Here is a 25,678-nt window from a genome sequence, read left to right as displayed (position 1 = left end):
CTGAAGGTAAACAGTACCAATTGTGGGCTTTGGCAGATGGAGTTCCAGTAGATTTGGGTGTGTTAGACAAAGAATTCGCGGTAACTCCAACGCGTAAAATAGGGGTGAATGAACTGCAAACTTTTGCCATTACGCTAGAAGATGAAGGTGGTAAACCTACTCCGGATCTCTCGCAGTTGTACGTAATAGGTAACGTGAAAGGTTAAATTTCCATTTTAAGAAGTAAATTCTCCCAGGGGGCGACAGCGTACCCCACAGGAACAAAAGATATTGAAAAGAAAGCCCGCACAGCGACAATAGAAGCTGAGACGGGCTTTTTCTTTGAAAATATTTTGGACCGAGGAGTAGAGCAAAGCACCCGATTTTAAGCACTGCTAGAAAGTAATCTATTTAATATAGAACCGAGGTGTGCTTAAAAGGGAGCCAATATCAAATCCAATTCACACAGATTTTACGAAGAAACAAGTCTGAGATCTTCTCAATTTCCTACCTTAAAGGCACGCATTTTTGTTGTCGCACAACGAATCTACAAGAAAGCCTATTGCTGTTGATGAAAATCAACACTTTTAATTATATTTGTTTAAAATTTAAAAATACATACATGTCAGAAGTAATAACAGGATTTGATATACAAGAAGTACTTGATGAATTAGGACTAGAAAAAACAAATTTAGGCGCTTCAACAGGAAGCGTTTGGTTACAGACAAAAGGTGAAGTTTTAAAATCATATTCTCCAGTAGATGGTAAGCACTTAGGTGATGTTACAATGGCTACTGCAGAAGATTACGATAAAGTTGTTGAAAAAGCTCAAGCTGCATTTAAGGAATGGAGAAAAGTTCCTGCACCACAGAGAGGTGAAGTAGTGAGACAGTTGAGTAATAAATTACGTGATTACAAAGAGCCTTTGGGTAAATTGGTTTCTTACGAAATGGGGAAATCTTACCAAGAGGGATTGGGAGAAGTACAGGAAATGATAGATATCTGTGATTTCGCCGTAGGTTTATCGCGTCAATTACACGGTTTAACAATGCACTCTGAAAGACCAGGTCATAGAATGTACGAACAATACCATCCACTAGGAGTTGTAGGAATTATTTCTGCGTTTAACTTCCCAGTAGCCGTATGGAGTTGGAATACAGCCTTGGCATGGGTTTGTGGTGATGCATGTGTTTGGAAGCCATCTGAGAAAACTCCGTTGACTTCTATTGCTTGTCAAAAAATTACAGAAGAAGTATTTACAGATAATGACGTTCCAGAGGGAGTTTCTTCTTTATTAATAGGAGGGGCTGATTTAGGAAAATTAATGGCAGACGATACGCGTATTCCTTTAGTAAGTGCTACAGGATCTACACGTATGGGTAAATCTGTTTCTGAGGCAGTTGGAAGACGTCTTGGAAAATCATTATTAGAATTAGGAGGTAACAACGCCATGATTATTACACCAAATGCAGACTTGAACGTGGTAGTTCCAGGAGCTGTATTTGGAGCGGTAGGTACATGTGGACAACGTTGTACTTCTACAAGAAGACTGATTATCCATGCGGATATCTACGATAAGGTGAAAGATGTAATTGTAAATGCATACAAGCAATTACGTATTGGTAATCCATTAGATGAGAACAACCACGTTGGACCATTAATCGATAAAGACGCGGTGGATATGTTTAACGCGGCGAGAGAAAAAGTTGTAGCAGAAGGTGGTAAGTTGATTGTTGAAGGAGGTACATTAACAGGAGAAGGATACGAATCTGGATGTTACGTTGCACCAGCAATTGCTGAAGCTGAAAATCACTACGAGATTGTACAGCACGAAACTTTTGCACCTATCTTATACTTATTGAAGTACGAAGGAGAGGTTGAAAATGCAATCGATATTCAGAATGGCGTGAAACAAGGATTGTCTTCTGCTATCATGACAACTGATTTAAGAGAAGCAGAACGTTTCTTATCATACGGAGGGTCTGACTGTGGTATTGCCAATGTAAATATTGGAACATCAGGAGCTGAAATCGGTGGAGCCTTTGGAGGTGAAAAAGAAACAGGTGGTGGACGTGAGTCTGGATCTGATGCTTGGAAAGTTTACATGAGAAGACAAACAAATACAATTAACTATACCAAAGAGTTGCCATTGGCACAAGGTATCAAGTTCGATTTGTAAGATATCATATACTAAACACCAAAGAAGGGAGGGGTCATAAGATCTCTCCCTTTTTTGTTGAATCAATGTTTTTTTAGGGGATGTCATTCTTGATAATTGGCAGGTCGTTTTAGATAATTTTTGAACTCTTTTATCAACGTTTATAAGGGGTTGATGGAATATTATGAAAAAAATATTAGGTTAAAAAATCCAGAACTTAAACAGGTGCGTAGATATCACCGAACACTAAAATTTGAAATGATGAAATTATTTAAGCACTATGTTTTGCCAACCTTGGCAATAGGATTAATGTTGGGAGCCACCTCTTGTAAAAAAGACGATATGGACGATACTCCTGATGATACCCCAGACACCCCAACGGAAATGAAAAGTGAAACGTATGACTACAACTTTAACAATGGTCAATTAGTTTCAGGAACTGCATATGCAGGAACGCACATGGACAACTTAACTGCGTCTATGATGGTTGAAGAAACCGGAGATAACACTGCAAAAATCACCGTTACTTTAGAGAATACTGTGGATGGAGAAATGTACATGATTCATGCTCATGATGCAGCAGATCCTTCAACTACGCCAAACGGAACACCTTACAATGAAACACCGAATGCAGCGGTATTTACCCAAATGGTAACAGGTAACGGATCTTCAGTATCAGTTTCGCAAACAGTAGATATGTCTTTCGATGCAATTACAACTTCTTACGAAGGATTCTTTGTAGTACACGATCCTTTACAAAACATCAGTACAACAGATTTAACGACGTACTTAGTATTAGGAACCTTTGCTAGAGCACAAGCAGCTTACACTTTGACTTCTGAAATGTTTAATTACGATTTTAATACAGGGCAAGTGGATGCAAGTTTTGCTTACGGAGGAACACACGCAAGTAACTTAGGAGCAACAATTAAATTACAAGAATTAGGAAGTGGTGCTACAAGAGTTACTGTAATGTTAGACAATACGATTGACGGTGAGATGTACATGATCCACTCACATGATTTTGCTGATCCAACAATGACACCAAATGGAACTCCATACAACGAAACGCCAAATGCAAATGTATGTACTTTAATGGCTACGGGTAACGGAGGAATGGTTGCAGCGTCGCAACAAAGTACTTTATCTATTGCAGATTTAACAACGACATACGAAGGGTTCTTCGTAGTACACGATCCATTACAAGCAATTACGACAACAGATCCAACAACCTACGTGATCTTAGGTCAGTTCGCTAGATAAGATTTTTACAACTAACCTAAAAAGGGGTGTGAGCATAGGCTTGCACCTCTTTTTTTTGTCTTTGAAATTGTACTGGATTTACTTGTGTTTTTTTAATAAAAATTTAGTTCTTAAAAATCTAAAGCTCAGTTGGCTACGTATGTATTTTACAAGTAAACCTTAAGAAGAAATTGAAAAGTAAAGAATACATATTATCGGGAAAGTTAGAAAACTATGTTTTCGGCGCTTTAGGTGTTGAGGATAAGTTAGAGGTGGAAAGAATGTGTGCTTTATATCCAGAAATCAAGCGTGAAAAAGAAAGTATGGAAGAGGCGTTAGCTGCCTATGTTCGTACACTTTCAACACGTCCGCCGGCTGAGATTAAAGCAAAGGTAATGGCGGCAATTCGTCAGCTTCCTCAAGAGAAATTGAATGCGCAGGTGAATTTCCAGACCAAGGATAAAACGAGGTCTCTGGCTACCATTTTATGGGCAGCTTCTATAGCTTTAATTTTTGGGTTTGGTGTGAACCACTATCTAGAAGGGACTCAAAAAAAGGATGTAGAACTAGCGTTTAAAACGGAACAAGAAAAGTTAATCGCTCAACAAGAAAAATATAAACAAGCAGTTTTAGAATTGAGAGATTCTCTGAGGTATGAAAGGAATTATACAGACTTCGTGTTGGATGAATCTACCTCACTAATCCGTTTGAACGGAACAGCCAAATATCCTGAGGCACGGGTGAAATTGTTTTACAATCCTTCACTTCAGGAGTACATTGTAAAGTCGGATAAACTTCCAAAACCTGCCTCAGAAAAACAATATCAATTGTGGGCTATCGTGGATGGTAAACCTTTAGATTTAGGTGTAATGGATAAACAATTAGTGTTGAGTGACAGAATCAATCTGGATTTGGAGGAAGGTTTAGATCTACAAGCATTTGCCATTACATTGGAGCCACTAGGAGGTAGTGTTAATCCTACCTTGGAAGAAATGGTTGTTTTAGGAGAAATAAAAACATAGTATTTGATGCAAAGAAATTTATTAAATTGCATATAGATCAGAAAAATGATGGTCGGGTTCCTTCACCGTGGTGATCTATAGAAGATCGCGTGTTTTGACTGATGATTCTAGAAAAATTAAAAACTGTTATTTCGTGAGGAAATTAATTTCCAAATGAAGGGTAATTCAAATTGTTTTACCCTTTTTTTTAACCTTTTGACAAATCTTGCGTCTATAGGTATACGTGCAAATTAATAACTAGAAATATGAAAAAAATTTACAATGTATTAGCTTTTGGATTTGTCCTGGCTACACTTGGCGTTTGTTTAATGAGTGCTTACCCAGCTACCTCTGGTTTTAAGTACTCGGCGGGACCAGCGCATTCTGGACATGATAAGACGGGGGGACCTCTTTCTAATGGGTCTTGTAGTTCATGTCATGGATCAGTGAGCAGTGCTACCACAACTTCTATTACAATTCGAGAAGCTGCTACAAATAATATTGTTACCGAATATGTCGGAGGAACACAGTATAAAATATCAGTTCAGGTAAGTAATCCGAGTTACAGTCACTTTGGATTTCAAATGGTGGCAACACGTATGCCGTTTAACCAAAATGCAGGAACTTTTGGAAGCTTTTTAACGGCAAATACCCAATTGTCATCATTAGCAGCAAGAGCATATCTAGAACATGATGGGGCGAGTTCTTCAGGTTCTTTTGAGGTGTTTTGGACGGCTCCACCAGCGAATTCTGGAAATGTTACTTTTTACTATAATGCGAATGCCGTAAATAACAATGGTGGTTCTTCTGGTGATGCTCCAGGAGCAGCTTCTTCGTTAGTTTTTCCAGAGCAAGTACCTGTTACAGTTACTTATGCCGCAGATTACTGTACGAGTGCAACAGCAACAACTCCATTAAAAACAGGAACTTCATCAGGTACTTTTAGTGCTAACTCAAGTGATATTACGGTAAACGCCACAACAGGAGAAATTGATATGACAAGCTCTCTACCTGGAACCTATGTAATTACATATACTTACAGTGGAGGTACTATAGATAATACTGTAGTAATCAATCAAAGTTATGTTACTGATGTGGATGTAGATGTTTGTTTTGGAGATTCTTTATTCTTGGAAGGGGATTGGCAAACGATAGCAGGAGTTTATACAGATGCTTTAACTGCTGTAAATGGTTGTGATAGTGTTGTGAATACGAACATGACCGTTCTTCCTCAAGTTGGGTTTGATATAGACACAACAATTTGTCAGGGTGACTCTGTGCTTGTTGATGGGGTTTATGAAAAAGATCCTGGAACTTATACAGAAGTGTTGAGTGCGACAACCGGATGTGATAGTGTTGTAAATTATATTATAACACATGAAGATTATGGAACAACCTTGGCTGTAGATGGGGCGTCGATTGAAATTCAAGCAACAACTGCAACATCATTTGAGTTTTTCGATTGTGATAACGGACAAGTGTTCGACAATAGCGGAAATCAACTATTCCAGGTTCCTTACAATGGAAACTTTGGTGTTCGTCTTTTTGGTCCCGATTGTACATACGAAACTGCTTGTGAAGTATTTACGAATGTTGGTGTTGAGGATAAAGCAGCTAACAATGTGAATGTTTATCCTAACCCATTCAATAATGAGCTTCAAATCGATGGATTGTTTGCAGATGAAACGGTGACGGTTAAAATTTATAACGCACAAGGTCAATTGATGATGGATGTAGAAAAAAATGCTACTTCAGGTCAGTTAACTTTAAGTTTAACGGATTTAGACAAAGGAGTATACTTTCTTCAAGTGGAAGGTGGAGATTATCAATTTGTTAAGCGTCTTTTAAAAGAATAATTGCTTGAAGTCGTAATAGACTATAAAAGAGAGATATCAACATTTTGTTAGCAACGTGTTGATTAATGGAAGTGTCAAGAAGTAAAATACGTTGAATTCTTTTGTAAATTGAGAGGAAACTACTCATATGGCAAAGAAATCAAAAATTTACGTTCTTGACACTTCTGTTTTGCTTCATGATTTTAATGCAATCACCAGTTTTGTAAAAAATGATGTAGCCATACCTATTACTGTTCTCGAAGAATTGGATAAATTCAAAGTAGGGAATGATACTAAAAACTTTTGTGCCAGAGAGGTTATTCGCTTTATCGATAAATTATCGGGAAAATCAGGGTCTTTAATGGAATGGATTCCCCTTGGAAGAGGAAAGGGAAATTTCAAAATAGTCTTGGAAAATCATCCCGACGGTTTGGACGCTGAAAAAATTTATGCGGAAGGGAAAAATGACCACAAAATCATTAACGCTGCACTTTGTTTGAAATTATCCGAACAAAAGGAGGTAGTGTTAGTTACCAAAGACATTAATCTGAGAATTAAGTCCAAAGCTTTGGGGATTACATCCGAAGATTACGAGACCGGAAAGGTGGATGATGTTCAGTTGGATAAATCGAGTTTAGTAACCATAAATCATGTGGAGTCTGACATTATTCGAGAACTATTTCAAAAAGGGAAAATAGAGGAGAATGGATTGTTGGGGGCACAGAAATATGCAAATGGATACTATATTTTAAACAATGGGAAGTCTTCTGCATTGGCGTATTATAATCCCATAAGTAATGAGGTAGAAAGAGTAGAGAAGGGGTTTACGTATGGTATTAAACCTAAGAATGCGGAACAAGCTTTTGCCATCAATGCTTTGATGAATCCAGAAATTAAATTGGTTGTTCTTCAAGGTGTAGCTGGTACAGGTAAAACGCTATTGGCTCTTGCTTCAGCGCTGGAACAACACAAGAAATATCAGCAAATTATCTTGGCCAGACCACTGGTGCCGCTGTCCAACAAGGATATCGGTTTCTTACCCGGAGATGCCAATGATAAAATATCCCCGTACATGGAGCCCTTGTGGGATAACCTTAAGTTCATTAAAAATCAATTTGGTGAAAATGAGCGCAAGCACAGGGCTATTGTTGAAATGCAAGAGGAAGGCAAGATACTAATTACACCATTGGCGTTTATACGTGGAAGGAGTTTGAGTAACATTATTTTCATTATTGATGAAGCTCAAAACCTTACACCGCATGAGGTGAAAACGATTATTACACGTGCTGGAGAAGGAACCAAAATAATCTTTACAGGAGATGTACGTCAAATTGATACACCTTATTTGGATGAGCATTCTAATGGATTAGCTTACTTGATTGATAAGGTGAAGGGTCAAAAGCTCTTTGCTCATATCAAACTAGAAAAAGGTGAAAGATCTGATTTAGCCAACCTGGCCAATGAATTGCTATAAAAGCGATATATTAATACTGAAAAGGCCTCAATACAATGAGGCCTTTTTTTATCTCAATACGTTAATACTTCCGTGATATTCTAAACGTTTATCTGTGTTTAGTTCTCGCACATTTAATTTCCACATATAGGTGCCATCTTTAACAGTTTGCCCGTTGTAGGTACCATCCCAAGCTTCGTTGATGTCTTGACTTTTAAAAACAACTTCTCCCCATCTGTTGTATATGACTAATTCAAAAGAGTAAACATCTATTCCTTCCATGAATACACGCCATGTTGGGTTGAATTCATCATCGTCTGGTGTAAAACTATTGGGAGCATAAATAAGAATTTCAGGCTCTATTTTAACAGGTTTTACCAAGGTGTCTCTACATCCAAAACTGGAAATAGCTACCAATTGAACTTGATATTCACCTTCCTGTCCTTCCGGATAATCTACGGTTAATTCTGTATTTTGACTCGTTCCGGGATCCCCCCCAAAGAACGTCCATTCGTAACTAACTGCATCTGTAGAATGATTTGTGAAATCTACGGTTGGCGAAAACATGTATATAGGTTTTGGACCATAGTCAAAATCGGCAAAGGGAAGAGGGTGTACAACAAGTGTATCTGTAAAGGTTTGTTCTATTACACAGCCAATGGGGGTTGTTATACTCATGGTTACATCATATACCCCCTCCATATAAGTATCCGTTGTAATAGAATTTCCCGAAGGATGGTATTCATTATTACTTATCCACCATTCAATGTTTTGCGTTAATGTAGGGTCAGAAGTGGAAGTAAGTTCGAAAATTGCAGGTTCACATTGCTCTATTTCCAAGGCTGTAAACCCAGGTTGTGGAAGTGGTGAAACATTTACTGTAGTTGAAAATGTGATCGGAGTACTTTCACAAGCATCAGAGATAGTTACATCATACGAAGTTGTGGCGGGCGGACTCACATTTTCAGAACTAAAATTATTTTGAGTATCAGTGGTTCCTGAAGACCAAGTAAAGTCATATGGACCACCAATTCCACCGTTAGCACCAGCCATAAGAGTTGCAATGTCATCCGGGCAAATTAGGGTGTCAGGTGAAATAATACCATCTAGAGGAGGATAATAACTCAGTTGGTATTCTTGCGTGTCAGAAATACATCCGTTTTGATTTTCTGCCGCAACTTTGTAATTACTAGCTACACCTGGAGTTACAACCTGTTGGGGGCCTTGATCAGTTGTGAAATCCCAATGATAAATAAAAGATGTACCGTTGGAACCAACCGCATTAATTGTAGCTGTACCGTTTTCACAAATTGTAGTGTCATTCGATACAGTAACGCCTACCGGTGGAGGGTCTGAAATCAATATGTTTCCACAATATTCACACCCTGCAGCAGAACGTGAACATACATCATACATTCCTGCTGGTAAATTTAACATGAATGAATCTGCTTGATAGGTAAGTCCATTATCAAAACTATACTCTGTTGCTCCAGGATTATCTACATGAATTTCTCCGGTGGCTGTTCCTGCACAAAGCGGGTCAACTCCAGTGAGTGTTTGTTGATAATTTTCAAATGTAATATTGATACTATCTGTGGCATAGCAAATCGGACCAAAAACGATATCGTCCAAAGCAAAATCATTACCACCTACAGAAGTGTTTTGATTGGTTATACAGAGTGTTGCGGTCGTAGCATTTCCAGAGTTCCACGTGTCTGTAAATTGTTGCCAAATACAACCAGTGGTGTTGGTATTAAATACTGACCCGATTTGTACACCGTTAATGAAAAATTGAAGGTTACTGACATTGGTGCTGTTCAATACGTTCATCGCCCAACAAGAAAAAGCATAATCTGTATTCGGGGTTATATTATTTACGGTTTGACACCATACATTGCTATTCGGAACACTTGATCCGTTCACAATAAACATATTTCCAGTTCCCGTTGTATGATCACCGCAGTTAAGGAAGTTGTTGTGTGTTAAAGATGGCGAAGTTGAAATCATGTATTCTCCTTCATTAGACAAAGGGCCCCATGGACCTCCTGAAGCTGTGTTGTAGTCTGTATTAAAACCAGTAACACCAGATTCGAAATCACCATTGACAATTAAATTTCCATTGGTTTCCATTACGGTTACAGAATAGGTGCCAGTAGAGTATGCGATAAGATAATCGTTGGTTGTACCATTGTTCCATTCATAAGTTTGGAAATTCCCTCCCGCATTAATCGAATAAGGTGAACTACATAAAACAGTATCGTTTCCTAAAGAAAAATTCTGAATGGCAGGACTACATTGCCCCAAAACAAGTTGAGGAATCAACATTAAAAGGCACGAGCTTATATAGAAGAAAGTTTTCATAGTTTGTAAAAGCATTCTATGTTAAAGTTACGGATTTATTAGTAACAATGCCGGGTATGTATAAGTAAGACGTGAAGAATGCTGAGAGGTTGTTCTCGCTGAAAGTCCGTTTTAGGGCTTTCTGGGCGCGCGGACAAAGTAGAGACAATTCATACTTTGCCAATTAACAAGGTGTTAATTTATATGGTTAGATGTTATTTAATGCTGTAAGTAGACCCTTTCTACGCGCTTTGAAATACCTGTCATCAATTCATAAACAATGGTTTCACTGGCTTTTGCTAAGTCGAAAATGTCATTATTATCACCGATGATTTCCACGAGGTCTCCCTTTTTACAGGTTATATCTGTCACATCTATCATACACATATCCATACAAATGTTTCCAAGTGTATGAACTTTTTTTCCTGCTAAGAAAAACTCACCCTTCCCATGGCCTAAAACTCTGCGTAAGCCATCAGAATAACCAATCGGAAGTGTTGCTATATGCATCTTTTTATTGGCTGTAAAACTTTGATTGTAACCTACGGTTTCTCCGGCCTCTATTTCTTTGATTTGAGAAATGCGAGTATACCAAGATAAGCTGGGTTTTAATCCATTTTGATGTGGAATATATCCATACATTCCTATCCCTAATCTTACCATGGAATATTGGTATTCTGGGAAATTGAGTATGCCCGATGAATTCAATAAATGATAGTGGATGTTTGCTCCTAATTTATGATCGAAAATATCCTTGTATTGGGCAAATCGTTTCGCTTGTTTATGTGTAAATGAACTTGCAGCGTCATCTGAACTAGCCAAGTGAGAGTATACAGATTTTACAGTGACCTCGGGTTGTGCCTGAAGAAGTTCAAACAATCCCTCTAAATCTTCTTCAGAGAAACCTAGGCGATTCATTCCTGTTTCTACCTTAATATGAATGGGGAAATTCGTTTTCTTGAATCGAATCAAACTTCTTATAAATGCCTCCAGTTGAGGTAAGTCAAAAATTGCAGGTTCTAGGTCGTGTTTAATAATTTCTTGAAAAGCGCTTTCGGAAGTATTCATGACCATAATCGGACTTTGAATTCCTGCTTTACGCAAATCAACACCTTCATCGGCATAGGCAACACCTAGATAATCAACACCGGCACTTTCTAAAAGATGTGCCATTTTTACATCGCCAGATCCATAAGAAGATGCTTTCACCATGCACAATAATTGCGTGTTATTGTTGAGTTTGCTTCTGAAAAGTTGAATGTTTTCTAGTATAGCTGATTGATCTATTTCTAACCAAGTGTCGTGCTTCTTTTCCTTAAAATTTTCAATTTCTTTTTTGATGAAACTCCTTCTTTTTGCTTTGAATAAAATGGCGGCATTTTTTATATTGTCTAAAGCTTCAGGAATTATTTCATCCTTCAGAAAATATACTTCATCCAAGGGGAAGTTATCCATAAAAGCAACAACTTTTTCTTGTTCATCTTTTGATGAAAGAGTAAGGTCAATCACAGCTATTTTTTGCTTTTTTTCCTTAATGGATAAAAGGTAGTTTAAAGCTTGTTCCAGCGCATGTAGGTCCAACGAGTAAGTATCATTGATTAATAGGTTGTCATTCTTCCCTACTAATATTTCCATTCGAGAAGCTACCGTTGGTAGTTGTTTCACGAGGGGCTCCATATCTTCAGGTTGTCGTCCTAAGAATAATGCACATTCTATACAGTTTTCAAGGGTAGCTTTGAAGGGAGTTGCAGCCATTGCGGCTAATGCTTTTGCAGGTTGACTCGGGTATTCAACGTTTATTTTAGAACGTCTGAAAGGAGAAGCGTATTCTTCTTGAGCAAATACAAAATTGGCATGCTTGAATAGTTTTAATTTTTCCTTTACATGCTGTTTTTCTGATTCAAAGTTTTCTTGATGAGCAGCACCAATTCCTGTGAATATACCTAAAGTTGGATCTACAATGTCTTCCAAAATCTCCATTTCTCCAGGTTCAGAAATTCCAACCTCAATAATGGCGAGGTTATGTTCGTGACTCATTTCTAACAAACTCAAAGCAACGCCGAGTTGCGAATTGTAGCTTTTTGGACTTCGAATGATTTGGTAATCATCCTTCAAAAGCGAATACAACCATTCTTTGGCCATGGTTTTACCATAACTTCCGGTAATAGCGATAACCGGATAAGAAAATTGCTCTCGGTGTTTTTTTGCTAATGTTTGCAAGGCCTCCAAAGTGTCTTCAACTTTAAGAACACAAGCATCATGAGGAAGATCTACATCTTCTTGAACTACAAAGCATCTAACTCCTTTATCGTAAGCATCTTGAATATATACATGACCATTGTCTTTTGTTGTGTGAAGAGCAAAAAAGGCCAAGTCATCAGCACCGTAAATTCTTCTTGTGTCGTAAGCAATCCCCTTTATTCCTCCGTCTATTTGAGGTGTTTCTTGGGCGTAAAGTAGGTCTGCTAAGTCTGCGTATGTATAATTCAAGTTCAATTTCTACGTTTTTATAAGAAGTACTCCCTCTATACGAAGGATTTGGGTGTAAAAATACGGAAAGATAAGTCATTAACTCCTTTATTTTAAGAAGTAAGCAACATTCGAAAATGACTTAGGAATACATTTTGTGTGAAATGATTAACATTCTTCTTTTAAAACTCCCTTCAATCTCTTCTAAAGTTGAAAACATAATAGTTAAATTTGGGTACTCTTAAAAAGTGGGTGTAAACTTTCTTTAGCTCACTGGGAATGAACGATGTTAAACTTGAAAATTAAAACCGTGGATACACAACAAGAAATACTTCAGAGATTAAATGCTTTAACAGAGCAATTGCAAAATGGAAAATTGAACCAATTGGAAATGGAAGAACTCGTTCAGTTGTCAAGAGAATTCCACGAAAGATGTTTGATTTTGCGCTACAAAGCTTTGGAACAAAAGGTGTATGAAGCGCAAGGTAAAGTTGTGAATACTCCAGTAGAAAAAGAAGTTGTTGAAGAAAGTAAGCAGGAAGTAGAAAAAACAGAAGCTGAAACTACTCAGGTCATAGAAAAAGAAGCACCGAGTGCGTCAGAAGGAATGATGTTTGACTTTTCTACACCCACTGAGGAAATCGAAGAGGAGAAAGCAAACTTGAGTTTGAATTTTGATGAAGCACCTGCTGAAGAGAAGGTAGAAGAATCATTAGGACAAAATTCAAAACCTGTTGCTCAGGCGCCAAAAGAAGTGGCTCCAGAACCAGAAGCTCCTAAGGAGGAAGCGCCTAAAAAGGAGATTACAAAAGTTACTATAACACAACCCGAACCCATCAATACTTTGAATAACCCTGTGCATAATCAAGGGAGTTTTTACGATAGGTTTAACAGTAACGAAGACAATTCTTTAGCCTCTAAATTTGGTGCTACAAAGATTGCTTCATTGAAAGAAGCTTTTGGGTTGAATGATAGATTGCAGTGTATCAACGAATTATTCGAAGGGAATAAGGATAAATTTGAATCTACCTTAAATACACTAGATAACCTTGATTCTTACGCAACTGCTAAACAGCAATTAAGCGAAGTTGCCGTTTCGATGAATTGGGATTTAGACAATGAAGTGGTGACGGATTTTGTGAAAAAAGTTGAAAGAAGATATGCGTAATTTCATCTTACTTATTGCTACTTTATTTTTGGGTTCCCTCGCTTGGTCTCAGCTTGATGAGGCAAGACGTATAACCCAAGATTTGTGTAAACCTGAATTTCATGGAAGAGGTTACGTTAACCAAGGGGACGTAAAAGCGGCGCATTACATCGCTGGTGAATTTGAGAAGATTGGTCTTGAACCACTCGATTCGTCTTTCTTACAGGCTTTTAATTTACAGGTGAATACCTTTCCGAGTTCAATGGCAGTAAGTTATGGTGAAAAACAATTGATTCCGGGGAAACATTTTATGGTGGATGCCCATTCGCCTAGTTTTGACGGACAACTTGTTCCGGCTGTTATCGATACCAATATTCTTAAAAGTCAAATTCAACTTCAAGATATTTTTGAACAGGTACAAAAGGAAGAGAAAAATGCTTTTCTCATTGATACAAGAGGTCTTTCAGCCAGAAGAGAACGAGAAATTAGAGCGAATTTAACAGGACTCTCAGCCTATGCACCCGTGGTGATTTTAACGCACCAAAAATTCACGTGGTCTGTGGGTAGGAAACAATACAACAATATTGTCATTACCCTGCAGGATAGTGTTTATCAGGAAGGTCAAACCCTTCGTGTAAATGTAGATGCCGAGCTAATTAAAAACTATACAGCGTACAATGTAATTGGGCAAGTAAAAGCAAAAAAGAAGACGAAAAAGACCATAGTTTTTACCGGTCATTATGATCATTTGGGGAGAATGGGAGCTGATACGTATTTTCCAGGGGCTAACGATAACGCCTCGGGAACGGCTATGCTGATAACTATGGCCAAGTATTTCAAAGAGAACCCTGCAGATTATAATATTGTTTTTATTGCTTTTGGCGGAGAGGAAGCTGGTCTGGTTGGGTCCGAGTATTTTGTAAAACATCCCCAGCTGAAATTGAAAAAAATTAAATTCTTACTCAACCTAGATATTATGGGGTCTGGTGAAGAAGGAATTACTGTGGTAAATGGAACGGTCCATACTAAAGCTTATGAAAGTTTAGTAGCCATCAACAATGAACATGGATATTTAACTCGTATTAAGAAAAGAGGTCCAACCCAAAATTCAGATCATTACTTCTTTAGTTTAGAAGGGGTTCCAAGTTTCTTTATATACACCATGGGACCGAATAAACATTATCATGACGTTTTTGATACCTACGAAGAATTGAGTTTTAATGAGTTTGAAGATATTACAAAATTGCTCATTAGATTTGTAGAATTACGCTAAGATTACAACCAGAAGTGAGTTGACTTCTAATTGTTTAGGTATACATTTAGAAGAAGCCCAAAATTTGCTATTATGAAACATGCTATAACATTACTTATTTTATTTCCGCTCTATTTGGTGGCCCAGCCTTATTTAGGGCAAGAACCAGAGATAGAAGTGTTAGAAATGAAAGCGGCGACTTGTGTGCCGGCAAATACCTCTACTTATTTAGAATTGAACAATGTTTCGGCATTGGTGCATACCGCAGGGAACCTGTGGCAAGTAAATGGTCAAAACTTTAGTCATTATGAAGTGCCCAAAAATAGTGGGATTATGGCGCTTTTTGCCTCTGCACTTTGGCTAGGAGGGAAGGACGTAAACGGTCAGTTAAAATTGGCAGCGTTGCGTTACCGTAATGGAAATGATTATTGGACAGGACCATTAACGATAGGAAATGCAACTACAGATTCTGACGTTTGTGAGGAGTATGATAAACACTTTATTTCTTCTCAAGATGAGGTAAGAGAATTTCGTGCATGGTACAATGCAGGATTGAATGATCAAGCCAACGGTACGAATACGCAAAACACACTTTACCCGAATTACGAAGTGCCTAAGTTTATTAAAGAATGGCCTGCACATGGTGATGTTGAAGCAGGGCAAGATTATTACTTGGCACCTTTCTACGATAGAAATGAAGATGGTAATTACGATTGGCAAGATGGAGATTATCCATGGTACGATTTGGATAAATCAATAGATTGTAGAACAGATAGAACAGTTACCATCTTTGGAGATCAAAACTTTTGGTGGGTGATGAATGACAAAGGAAATATTCATACTGAATCTGGAGGTGATCCAATTGGTATGGAGATTAGAGCGCAGGCCTTTTCTTTTTCAACCAATGATGAGGTAAATAATATGACCTTTTACAACTACGAGTTAATCAATAGATCTACGCAAACGCTTTACGATACTTATTTTGGATTGATGATAGATGTTGCACTCGGTGGTCCTTTTGATGATTACGTAGGTTGTGATGTTTCTAGAGGTTTAGGGTATGCCTACAACGGTAATGCTTTTGATCCAGATGTTAGTGGTTTCTTAGGGTATGGAGATGCTCCTCCCGCTATTGGTGTGGATTTCTTCGAGGGTCCTTACCAAGATAATGATGGAATCGATAATGCATTTGGTATCGGTCCAAACGAAGCTTTAAATGGTATAGGATATGGCGATTCGATTATAGATAATGAGCGTTTCGGAATGAGAAGATTCTTGTACTATAACAATTTAGGAGGAGGTGCAGATGTAAATACAACTGATCCACAAACAGCTATAGATTATTACAATTACTTAAGTGGGTATTGGAAAGATGGTACTCGTTTTACTTATGGAGGAAATGGTCACTCAAGTGGTGGAGGAAACCCTAACGTTGAGGCAGATTTTATGTTCCCGGGAGATACAGATCCTTTAGGATGGGGAACTGGTGGTAACCCACAGCCAGAATGGACAGAACAAACTGCCGGTAACCCGCCGTATGATAGACGATTTGCACAAAGTGCCGGACCTTTCGTGCTTAAGCCTGGAGCGGTAAATAACATTACAATGGGAGTTGTTTGGGCGAGAAGTGGTCAGGCAGATCCTTTCGCTTCTGTGGTAAGTTTGCAAAAGGCAGATGACAAAGCACAAGCATTATTTGAAAACTGTTTCAAGGTAATTGAAGGTCCACACGCCCCAGATATGAGTGTGCAAGAGTTAGAGAATGAATTAGCCTTCACATTAGAAAACCCTACTAATTCCAACAACTTCAACGAGGGATATAGAGAGGTAGATCCATTTATTGCAGGAGCTGATTCCTTGGATAAAGTTTACCGTTTCCAAGGGTATCAAGTGTATCAATTATCAGGGAAAGATGTTTCCGTTTCTGACTTAGGAGATATAGATAAAGCACGTTTGGTGTTCCAATGTGATATTAAAGATTCTGTTTCACGTTTGGTGAATTTTGAATTTGACAATGATTTATTAGCAGCTGTACCGACAGAGAAAGTGGTTGGTGCTGATGAAGGAATTAGACACAGTTTTAGCGTAAAGGAAGATATGTTTGCTGCTGGGGCTTCAAAGTCTTTAGTGAATTTTAAGCGTTATTACTATATGGCAATAGCTTATGCATATAACAATTACAAGACTTATACTCCAAATGATGCGAGCGCTTTAGACGGTCAACAAAAACCCTATATAGCGTCTCGAAAATCAGCGATAGGTGAGGTGCGAGTGGTAGAAGGTATACCGCACTTGCCTACACCAGAAGCGGGAGGTACTATTGCCAATGTTGGATATGGATTTGAATTGCCAATTACGCGTATTGATGGTATGGGGAATGGTGGTCGTGTGCTAGATCTAAGTGCAGAAACTAAAACTGAAATTCTCAAAAAGAACAAGGTTGATAAAATAACTTATGCAAGTAATGGAGGTCCTGTGGCTGTGAAAGTAGTTGATCCTTTAAATATTAAGGAAGGAGATTTTGTGATGTATTTCCACGAAGATGAAAACGGGGATTTAGACCAAAGTAATTGGACGATTATTGAAACAAATTCGGGTGACTCTATCTCTTCTAATAAAAGCATAGATGTCTATAACGAACAATTGTTGCCAGAATGGGGACTGTCTGTTAGTCTTGAGCAAACTGCATATGTTTTTGCCACAGCACAAGTGAAATATACAGCTCCGTTAGAGGCCACTTTAACGTTTAAAGATTCAAGTAAGAATTGGTTGATCGGATTACAAGATAATGACAGCTACTCTCCAAACAATTGGATAAGATCGGGTACTTATGCCCCAACAGCTGCAGATTGTAACCCGAATGCAGGAATTAACAACCCATGTAATTACGCAGATGCCATAGGAATAGATCCGGAAAAAACATACACGAATTTATTAGATGGTATCGTTGCTCCTTTCGGTTTAGTTGGATCAGAAGCTGAAGGTATGCCTATTGGAGATGTGGGGAATTATTCGATTTCTGGAGCACTTGCCTCAACGCAGGTGGGGAGAACAAAAAGTGTTGATATCATTTTTACAGACGATAAAAGTTTGTGGACGAAATGTCCAGTTATTGAAACGGGTAGAGATCAAGGCTTGAATCAAAATCAAGGACAGCCGTTTGCCTTGAGAAATAGTCCATCATTGGATGAGAATGGAAATGAAATTGCAGGGTCTACTGGATTTAGTTATTTCCCTGGTTATGCCATCGAAATAGAAACAGGTAAGCGACTCAACATGGCCTTTGGAGAGAATTCTTTCCTTGCAGGTGAAAATGGTAATGACATGCTATGGAACCCTACAAGTACCACATATACGAATTTAGGAGTTCCAAAATTAGGGGGGATGCATCCTGTATTTGTATTTTCTGCGGACATGTATAACAATGGAGCAAGTTATTATACGGGAGATATGTCTGCCTTTGAAGAAAATATGAACTACAGTAATACTTCAGGTTCAAAGGTTACCAATTTCTATAGAAGTATCATGTGGGTGATGTATCCTTTATTGAATGAAGGACATACCTTGTTGGAAAGTGAAGCAACCATGCGTTTACGTGTGAATAGAAAATACGAAGAGTACACAGCTACCGGAGATAATAACAGTTTGCCTCTTTACGGGTTTAGTACACGTAACTTTATAACAGAAGTGAACAATACAACAGCATTGGCAAATGTGTTGGATCAAATAAATGTAGTGCCTAATCCGTATTATGCCTTTTCAAAATATGAGGCTGATAAATTGGATAAGCGTGTGAAGTTTACAAATTTACCGGAAAGATGTAACATCAGAATTTACAATACTTCGGGTAGGTTAGTACGTTCAATTCGCAAGGATAACCCACTAACTTTTACAGATTGGAACTTAACCAATGCTGCGGGAATTCCTGTTTCCTCGGGTACTTATATTGTACATATCGAGGTTCCTGATGTGGGCGAAACGGTATTGAAGGCTTTCATAACCATGCGTCAACCAGATTTAGAAAATATTTAACATTTGTTTAGAAATAAAAAATAAGAAACCGCTCAATACTGCGTTATCATGGTGTAAGTTAAAGCATATAATTTACAGCGTTAACACGCTTAAAAGAGTTGAGTTAGGTTTCATAAGTAGTAGTGTTAAAGGGTGGAATTTGAGTTCCACCCTTTATTGTTTCTATACTTGATCTAAAATATCTACATTAAGTCTAAATTTTAAATCCAATCCTATGAAAAACATCCTTCTAATTGTCTTATTGAGTGTGTTGTCTGTTCAATCTAAAGCTCAAAATTTAAGTATACCAGAGAACCCAAAGCTAGAAGTAGCAGAGGACTATAAAAAGTATGAAGATCTTGTACTGCGTTGCGTATCGTATTTATATGATAACCCTGTAAATGTGAATGGAGAAAAGAGACTGGAATGCATGAGCTTTCTTGTAAAATGGATGGACGGAGCCCCAAATGTTACGGTTTTTATACATGCAGAACTCGTGGATATGAAGGAGTTTGAAGTGATGTTTGCCTATATGGGTGCTTTCGTTGAATATGCCCTTGGTCATGAAGACGCAGATGAGTTAAAGATCATTAGCTATGCGGTGAAAAAGAGTGTGTCCATGTATGAGAAAAATGAAGACCATCTCAAAAAAGGTAAAGTGATGAGGAAGTTATTAAGAGCGAAAAAGAAGGGGAAGCTGGATAGTTACATTAAAGATGTTTACCGATGATAAGTTGTGCTCCTCAGTGGTAAAACTATTATCATTTTTGAAGATGATATTTATCATTTGTAATCTCTTGTAATTCAAGTTGCTTAGTACTGAATTAAAACGAAGAAATAAATGGATATGGAAATAGTTGACATCAACCAAGGAGAAATCAAGATAAATTTTAATAATCCAACCACGGAAAAAGTTTCACTGGCAGATTTAGGGCTAAGTAACGAAGAATTGCATTTTGAATCAGGTCATATACGTATGGTGTTTGATTTTGAAAACATTGATAATTTAGAATATTTCAGTGTACCTACCTTAGAATTTACCTACCAAGAAGAGATGAAAGAAACGCATTGGCAATGTGATTTTAATAACACTACAATTTTAGATAAACACGATCATCACGGACGCTCTACGGTAGTGTTGTTGAATAGAAAGAAAATGAAAGATTTAGAGCAAAGACACGAAAATCAGTTGGTTTTACATGCTGAGTTCCCTAAAGCAGTACATGTAGATCCTACGAAATCTTTTGTGAATTTGTTTAAATCCTAAGTTGCCTTTTACAAATAAACCCGAGAAGACCTCCTTGTTTAAGGAGGTCTTTTTTGTTTACAAAGTTGGAGTAAAGAAAAGTTAATTCACAAGAATAAACCAACAAAAAAGAGGAGATGATTACCTTTTACCTCGAGGTGTCTAGAAGTCTTTATTTTCAAAGAAAGTACAGCAATTGTATTACTTAAGTGGTTTGCTCAATTTCATTCCTTAAAATATTTAAGTTTACCACCCTTTTCATTATCTTTGTACGCTTGTTTTAGAGGGAAGTAGGAGTTGATTCGAATTGAAAAGCTTTGCACCCTCCGGAATTAAAGGGGAAAAATTTTAACGCCCCCATTATTATTGAAAAATAGAGGATGAAGAATATACGTAACTTTTGTATTATCGCGCACATTGACCACGGTAAGAGTACTTTGGCCGATAGGTTATTGCAAACCACTGGAACAATCTCTGATAGAGAGATGACAAACCAGGCGCTAGATGATATGGATTTAGAGCGTGAGAGAGGGATTACCATCAAAAGTCACGCGATTCAAATGAATTACAACTATAAGGGAGAAGATTATGTCTTGAACCTTATAGACACTCCAGGTCACGTAGATTTCTCTTACGAGGTTTCACGTTCTATCGCAGCATGTGAAGGAGCCTTGTTGATTGTTGATGCATCTCAAGGTATTGAGGCACAAACGATCTCTAACCTTTACTTGGCCTTAGAGCACGATTTGGAAATCATTCCCATTCTAAACAAGATGGATTTACCAGGTGCTCAACCTGAAGAAGTTACAGATCAAATTGTTGAATTGATAGGATGTGATCCTGATGATGTTATTCCTGCATCGGGTAAAACTGGTTTAGGGGTAGACAAGATTTTAGAGGCAATTATCGAAAGAATTGAAGCGCCTAAAGGAGATCCTAATGCGCCATTACAGGCCATGATTTTTGATTCAGTATTTAATCCGTTTAGAGGGATTATTGCTTACTACCGTATCATGAATGGTAGCATCAAAAAAGGAGAGAGAATTAAATTCGTAAATACAGGTAAAAACTACATCGCAGATGAGGTGGGAGTTTTGAAAATGGATTTATCTCCTAAGAAAGAAGTAGGTACAGGAGATGTAGGTTACATCATTTCAGGTATTAAAGCAGCCAATGAAGTAAAAGTAGGAGATACTATTACTTCACTAGAGAACCCTACGGATAAAGCAATCAAAGGATTCGAAGATGTGAAGCCCATGGTATTCGCCGGTATTTACCCCGTAGATACAGATGATTTTGAAGAATTGCGTTACTCTATGGAGAAGTTGCAATTGAATGATTCATCGTTGGTGTTTGAACCAGAATCTTCGGCAGCATTAGGTTTCGGTTTCCGTTGTGGATTCTTAGGAATGTTGCACATGGAAATTATCCAGGAACGTTTAGAAAGAGAGTTTAACATGACAGTAATTACTACTGTTCCTAACGTATCTTACTACTCGTACATGAAGAAAAACCCGGAGGAAAGGTTTATCGTAAATAATCCATCTGAATTGCCAGATCCAGCGGCAATGGATAGGATTGAAGAACCTTTTATCAAAGCTCAGGTAATTACAAAATCAGAATATATTGGTCAGGTAATGACCCTTTGTATAGAGAAGCGTGGTGAATTACAAAACCAGGTTTACTTAACACAAGATAGAGTTGAAATTACATTTGAAATGCCCTTGGCGGAGATTGTATTCGATTTCTACGATAGGTTAAAATCTGTATCAAGAGGTTATGCTTCTTTCGATTACTTCCCAATTGGGTACAAAGAGTCAGATTTGATCAAATTAGATATCTTATTGAACCACGAACAAGTGGATGCTTTATCTGCATTGGTTCACCGTTCAAATGCTTTCGATTTAGGTAAGAAAATCTGTTTGAAGTTGAAAGAATTAATTCCACGTCAGCAGTTCGAGATTCCTATTCAGGCAGCAATTGGTGCTAAAGTAGTTGCGCGTGAAACGATCAAAGCTTTGAGAAAAGATGTTACCGCGAAATGTTACGGGGGAGATATCTCAAGAAAGCGTAAGTTGTTAGAAAAGCAAAAGCAAGGTAAGAAACGTATGCGTCAGGTAGGTAAGGTTGAAGTGCCTCAAGAAGCATTCTTAGCCGTATTGAAATTGAACGATTAAGCGCAATATAAACAGAAGAAGAATGAGTGAAGAAAAAAGAACAGAGTTAGAAAAGCTTGGTGAGTTTGGTTTAATTGACCAGTTGACGAAGGATTTTAAATCTACTCAAACATCAACTGTTTACGGTGTGGGAGACGATGCCGCAGTATTGGAGAAAAACGATAAGGAGTATACCCTTATTTCTACCGATACATTAGTGGAAGGAGTGCATTTTAACATGATGTACATGCCTTTGAAACACTTGGGGTATAAATCGGTTGTGGTTAACTTATCGGATATCTACGCGATGAATGGTACACCGGAGCACATCACAGTGAGTTTAGCGGTTTCTAATCGCTTTCCTGCTGAAGCTTTGGAAGAAATTTATGCAGGTATACGCACAGCATGTGAAATGTATAACGTGGATTTAGTAGGTGGAGATACAACTTCTTCTCTTTCGGGATTGATGATTAGCATCACAGCTGTAGGTTCTGTAGCCAAAGATAAAGTGGTCTACAGAAACGGTGCAAAAGAGAATGATCTTTTGGTGGTAAGTGGAGATTTAGGAGGCGCGTTTATGGGTCTTCAAGTCTTGGAAAGAGAGAAAGAAGTTTACAAGGCGAACCCTAATATTCAACCTGATTTAGATGGTTTTGATTACTTATTAGAACGTCAATTGAAGCCTGAGGCGCGTAAAGATGTTGTGAAATTCTTAGAAGAATTAGAGGTGAAACCAACTTCTATGATAGATATTTCAGATGGTTTAGCATCAGAGATTATGCACTTGTGTAAGGCGAGTAAAGTAGGGTGTAATGTGTATGATGAGAAAATTCCTATTGACGGAAAAGTAAGTACTACAGCGATTGACTTTAATGTAGATCCTGCAACCGCAGCCTTAAACGGTGGAGAAGATTATGAGTTGTTGTTTACGGTCGCTCAAGAAGATTACGATAAAATTAAAGGAAACCCACATATGACTGTTATTGGTCACATGACGGATGCAAATGCAGGAACATATTTCATTGATAAGCAAGGAGCCACTATTGAGTTGAAAGCTCAAGGATGGAATCACTTTAAGAAGGACTAGTTCTAAAAAGCTTAATAAAGGAGAGGCCCGACAGTTATGTTGGGCTTTTTTTATGGCATTTCCCCGAGTTGATCTCGGGGTCGCGTCATCCATTATACTCCTCTCCCGATTTAAATCGGGTTGCGGGGTGCCATTACTACCGCTAATGCGGAGTTTTATCAAATATTCTATGATTATGGTAAAGGGTATGCAGATTCCTTCTATTTTTAAGGTGAATTTAAAGCTTATGAAAACACTTAAAATCACATTAGTAGCTGCCGTTTTAGCACTTTCATTTGTGCAATGTAACAAGGTAAATAGATGTAAAGGAGAAGTTTGTACACAAGATTTGGGTGCAAATGAAGCAGCAGGAGATGTAACAGAGGCCAAAGGTACTTACAGTTTTGAGTACAAAGCAATGGCGAACGGTGGAGATTTCTCTTCAGGAATGACGGCTGACTTCTATGTAAGTAAAGACAACCAATTGGTAGTTGCAGCTGACGGAAGATGTGTTACCTTGGAAGGACCACATAAAAAGAGCAGCACGGAAGTAGTATTTAAAGATGATTGCGAATACTATTGTTCCTTCAAAACGAAAATATCGGGTAGTGAGCTTACTAAAATTACAGTACTCAATGCTATAGGAGAAGTTTTAGGGGTGTTTGAATAACACCCTTTTTTTATGCAATTAATTTATTGTATACTTCTTTTCTGATTTGTGGCATCGGTTTGTTTTTTAACTTAGAAATAATCCAACTTTCAAAATCAAAATACTCCAAAGCACTCTTTTCAAAATCATCATTTTTAATTTCTTTGATCTCTAAGAGTACTTTTTCTAAGAGTTGGTGTTCTTGAAATTTATCGGTACTCTTGGCAATCTTATTTAAATATTTCAGGAAGATTGTTTCGAATTTAAAGCTTCTATTGCGCGATTTTAAGAAACGTTGAGTGTTCTTTATCGCATAAGGCAATAAGTCTTGATGTTTAAGCTCTAAATGTATCATTAGATCGACAATCTGAACGAAAGCATTGAGGTCTTCTTTTTGATCCAATTCTCCATTGTTTAAGATGGAATTGATCCACTCTAAAGCGGTATGGTATTGTTCCAGGCTGAAATAAGCAACGCCTAGTTTAAAGCTAAGGTGAGATTTTCGAAGAGGGGATATCTTATTCCCATACAGAGCAAGTCCTTTTTGTATGCCTTCAGAAAGTCCTACAGCTTCTTCAAATTTCCCTTGATGAATCAAGAGTGTGAGCTCTATACTATTCACACTGCTGAAGAGCTTAATTTCTAAATCGCGTGTTAAATCAATTTTGTAAACCTTCGGGAAGGTTTTGAGCTCCTTTAAATAGTCAATAGCCTTCTTGTAATTCCCCAGCTTACTTTCAATGTATATAATGTTCGAAAGCGCAGAGAAATAAACGTTTGGTTCTTGTTTAATTCTGCTTGGATTATCCTTGTATTGCTCAATGATTTTATCGAGGTGAATCAAGGAGTTTTCTAAATCATTGGAAGCAAAATAAGACGCGCTATAAATATGATGGGTAAGGTAATCTGAGTCAAAAGAATGTGCTTCCTTAGAGGAAGATTTAGTTAACTCCTGGGTGAGTAAATTATAACGTTGTAATTCTTCAATTGACCTTGCTTTACCTTTGTTATTTAAAAGGAGGAAGAGCTCACTTTTTAATTTCCATAGCTGTGAGTAATGGTTCAGTTTATCGAGGTATTCACTGTCTTCTTTCAGCGTTTTATTCAGATCAGACGAGTCAATATTATGATAACCCTCCGTTTCAATTAGTTTCTTATACCTGTTGTTAATTTCAACAAGAAGTCCGTATCTATCGTGTTTTTTGGCTAAGCGTTCTGCACTAAGTAACTGCTTTTTACAGTGTTTGTACAAACTCTTTTTATAGAGTATTTCTGCCCCATGTAATAACCTGTAAATACTTGCGTCTATAGACGAAGAGCTGTGGTAAGCGTCAAGCGCCTTCATGATGGCTTCGTACAATCGATTTTTAGTAATAGAGAATTTATTCAGAAATGTCTCTCCTTTAAAATGCTTAAAAAGAGCCGCTTCATCATATTCGTCTTGAGAATCTATGTAGTCAAAAAGCGTAATATAGTTGTTCTGTTCTCCGATAGTGTGGCGACTAGATATGATTTTGAAATATCTTTTTTCGGATTTAGAAAGGCTTTTGATAAGTTCGTGTATACTATTAGATGCAGTTTTAGACATATTAACTAATTGAGGTAATTCGATTTGTAACGCATTTCAGATTGCCAGGTTTTAAGCTAGTTGATCTGATCACCCCCTAATTTATA

General features: G+C 37.7%; 17 protein-coding genes. 14 read left to right on the top strand and 3 right to left on the bottom strand.

Annotated features, from left to right (window positions below; all coding sequences use genetic code 11):
- The 6 genes from AC22ZQ_RS00600 to AC22ZQ_RS00575 form a co-directional block, all read left to right on the top strand.
- On the top strand, positions 1–206 hold a 206-nt coding region (locus AC22ZQ_RS00600; protein WP_318956633.1), incomplete at its 5' end, for an anti-sigma factor.
- Positions 207–601: 395 nt separating this feature from the next.
- Positions 602–2,158 carry an L-piperidine-6-carboxylate dehydrogenase gene (gene amaB / locus AC22ZQ_RS00595; protein ID WP_318956632.1) on the top strand — a complete coding sequence of 519 codons (1,557 nt, stop codon included), beginning with the start codon at positions 602–604 and terminating at the stop codon, positions 2,156–2,158.
- A gap of 237 nt (positions 2,159–2,395) precedes the next feature.
- On the top strand, positions 2,396–3,400 hold the full coding sequence (locus AC22ZQ_RS00590) for a hypothetical protein (protein ID WP_318956631.1): 1,005 nt from the start codon (positions 2,396–2,398) through the stop codon (positions 3,398–3,400).
- 170 nt (positions 3,401–3,570) lie between these two features.
- Positions 3,571–4,401 (top strand): anti-sigma factor, encoded by an 831-nt coding sequence (locus tag AC22ZQ_RS00585; RefSeq protein WP_318956630.1) that lies wholly within the window; start codon positions 3,571–3,573, stop codon positions 4,399–4,401.
- A 245-nt stretch (positions 4,402–4,646) separates the two neighbouring features.
- Positions 4,647–6,236, top strand: a complete 1,590-nt coding sequence (locus AC22ZQ_RS00580; RefSeq protein WP_318956629.1) for a choice-of-anchor V domain-containing protein — start codon at positions 4,647–4,649, stop codon at positions 6,234–6,236.
- Between the two features lie 127 nt (positions 6,237–6,363).
- Entirely contained in the window at positions 6,364–7,689 is a 1,326-nt protein-coding gene (locus tag AC22ZQ_RS00575; RefSeq protein WP_318956628.1) for a PhoH family protein, read from the top strand.
- Positions 7,690–7,737: 48 nt separating this feature from the next.
- Here AC22ZQ_RS00575 and AC22ZQ_RS00570 read toward each other — a convergent pair whose 3' ends face one another.
- Positions 7,738–10,029, bottom strand: a complete 2,292-nt coding sequence (locus AC22ZQ_RS00570) for a T9SS type B sorting domain-containing protein (protein WP_318956627.1) — start codon at positions 10,027–10,029, stop codon at positions 7,738–7,740.
- A gap of 198 nt (positions 10,030–10,227) precedes the next feature.
- A complete protein-coding gene (alr, locus tag AC22ZQ_RS00565) occupies positions 10,228–12,498 on the bottom strand; it encodes an alanine racemase (protein WP_318956626.1) in 2,271 nt (756 codons plus the stop codon).
- A 289-nt stretch (positions 12,499–12,787) separates the two neighbouring features.
- Between alr and AC22ZQ_RS00560 the strand changes: the two genes are divergently transcribed.
- From AC22ZQ_RS00560 to AC22ZQ_RS00525, 8 genes are all read left to right on the top strand, one after another.
- On the top strand, positions 12,788–13,645 hold the full coding sequence (locus AC22ZQ_RS00560; protein ID WP_318956625.1) for a hypothetical protein: 858 nt from the start codon (positions 12,788–12,790) through the stop codon (positions 13,643–13,645).
- Positions 13,638–14,897 carry a M28 family metallopeptidase gene (locus AC22ZQ_RS00555; RefSeq protein ID WP_318956624.1) on the top strand — a complete coding sequence of 420 codons (1,260 nt, stop codon included), beginning with the start codon at positions 13,638–13,640 and terminating at the stop codon, positions 14,895–14,897. Before AC22ZQ_RS00560 ends, AC22ZQ_RS00555 begins: the two co-directional genes overlap by 8 nt.
- Positions 14,898–14,969: 72 nt before the next feature.
- Positions 14,970–18,908: a T9SS type A sorting domain-containing protein gene (locus AC22ZQ_RS00550; protein WP_318956623.1), complete on the top strand. Its 3,939-nt coding sequence runs from the start codon at positions 14,970–14,972 to the stop codon at positions 18,906–18,908.
- Positions 18,909–19,122: 214 nt separating this feature from the next.
- Positions 19,123–19,617 (top strand): hypothetical protein, encoded by a 495-nt coding sequence (locus AC22ZQ_RS00545; protein ID WP_318956622.1) that lies wholly within the window; start codon positions 19,123–19,125, stop codon positions 19,615–19,617.
- Between the two features lie 111 nt (positions 19,618–19,728).
- Positions 19,729–20,154 carry a hypothetical protein gene (locus AC22ZQ_RS00540; RefSeq protein WP_318956621.1) on the top strand — a complete coding sequence of 142 codons (426 nt, stop codon included), beginning with the start codon at positions 19,729–19,731 and terminating at the stop codon, positions 20,152–20,154.
- A gap of 359 nt (positions 20,155–20,513) precedes the next feature.
- The gene (gene lepA / locus AC22ZQ_RS00535) at positions 20,514–22,310 is read left to right on the top strand and encodes a translation elongation factor 4 (RefSeq protein ID WP_318956620.1); all 1,797 of its coding nucleotides are present in this window, start codon (positions 20,514–20,516) and stop codon (positions 22,308–22,310) included.
- Between the two features lie 22 nt (positions 22,311–22,332).
- Positions 22,333–23,376 carry a thiamine-phosphate kinase gene (gene thiL, locus AC22ZQ_RS00530; protein ID WP_318956619.1) on the top strand — a complete coding sequence of 348 codons (1,044 nt, stop codon included), beginning with the start codon at positions 22,333–22,335 and terminating at the stop codon, positions 23,374–23,376.
- 226 nt (positions 23,377–23,602) lie between these two features.
- Entirely contained in the window at positions 23,603–24,025 is a 423-nt protein-coding gene (locus tag AC22ZQ_RS00525) for a hypothetical protein (RefSeq protein ID WP_318956618.1), read from the top strand.
- Between the two features lie 10 nt (positions 24,026–24,035).
- Here the strand turns inward: AC22ZQ_RS00525 and AC22ZQ_RS00520 are convergent, their stop codons facing one another.
- On the bottom strand, positions 24,036–25,592 hold the full coding sequence (locus AC22ZQ_RS00520; RefSeq protein WP_318956617.1) for a hypothetical protein: 1,557 nt from the start codon (positions 25,590–25,592) through the stop codon (positions 24,036–24,038).
- Positions 25,593–25,678 lie beyond the last annotated feature (86 nt).

The organism is Lishizhenia sp. (genome assembly GCF_057456495.1).
This window is presented reverse-complemented; position numbering and strand designations above follow the sequence as displayed.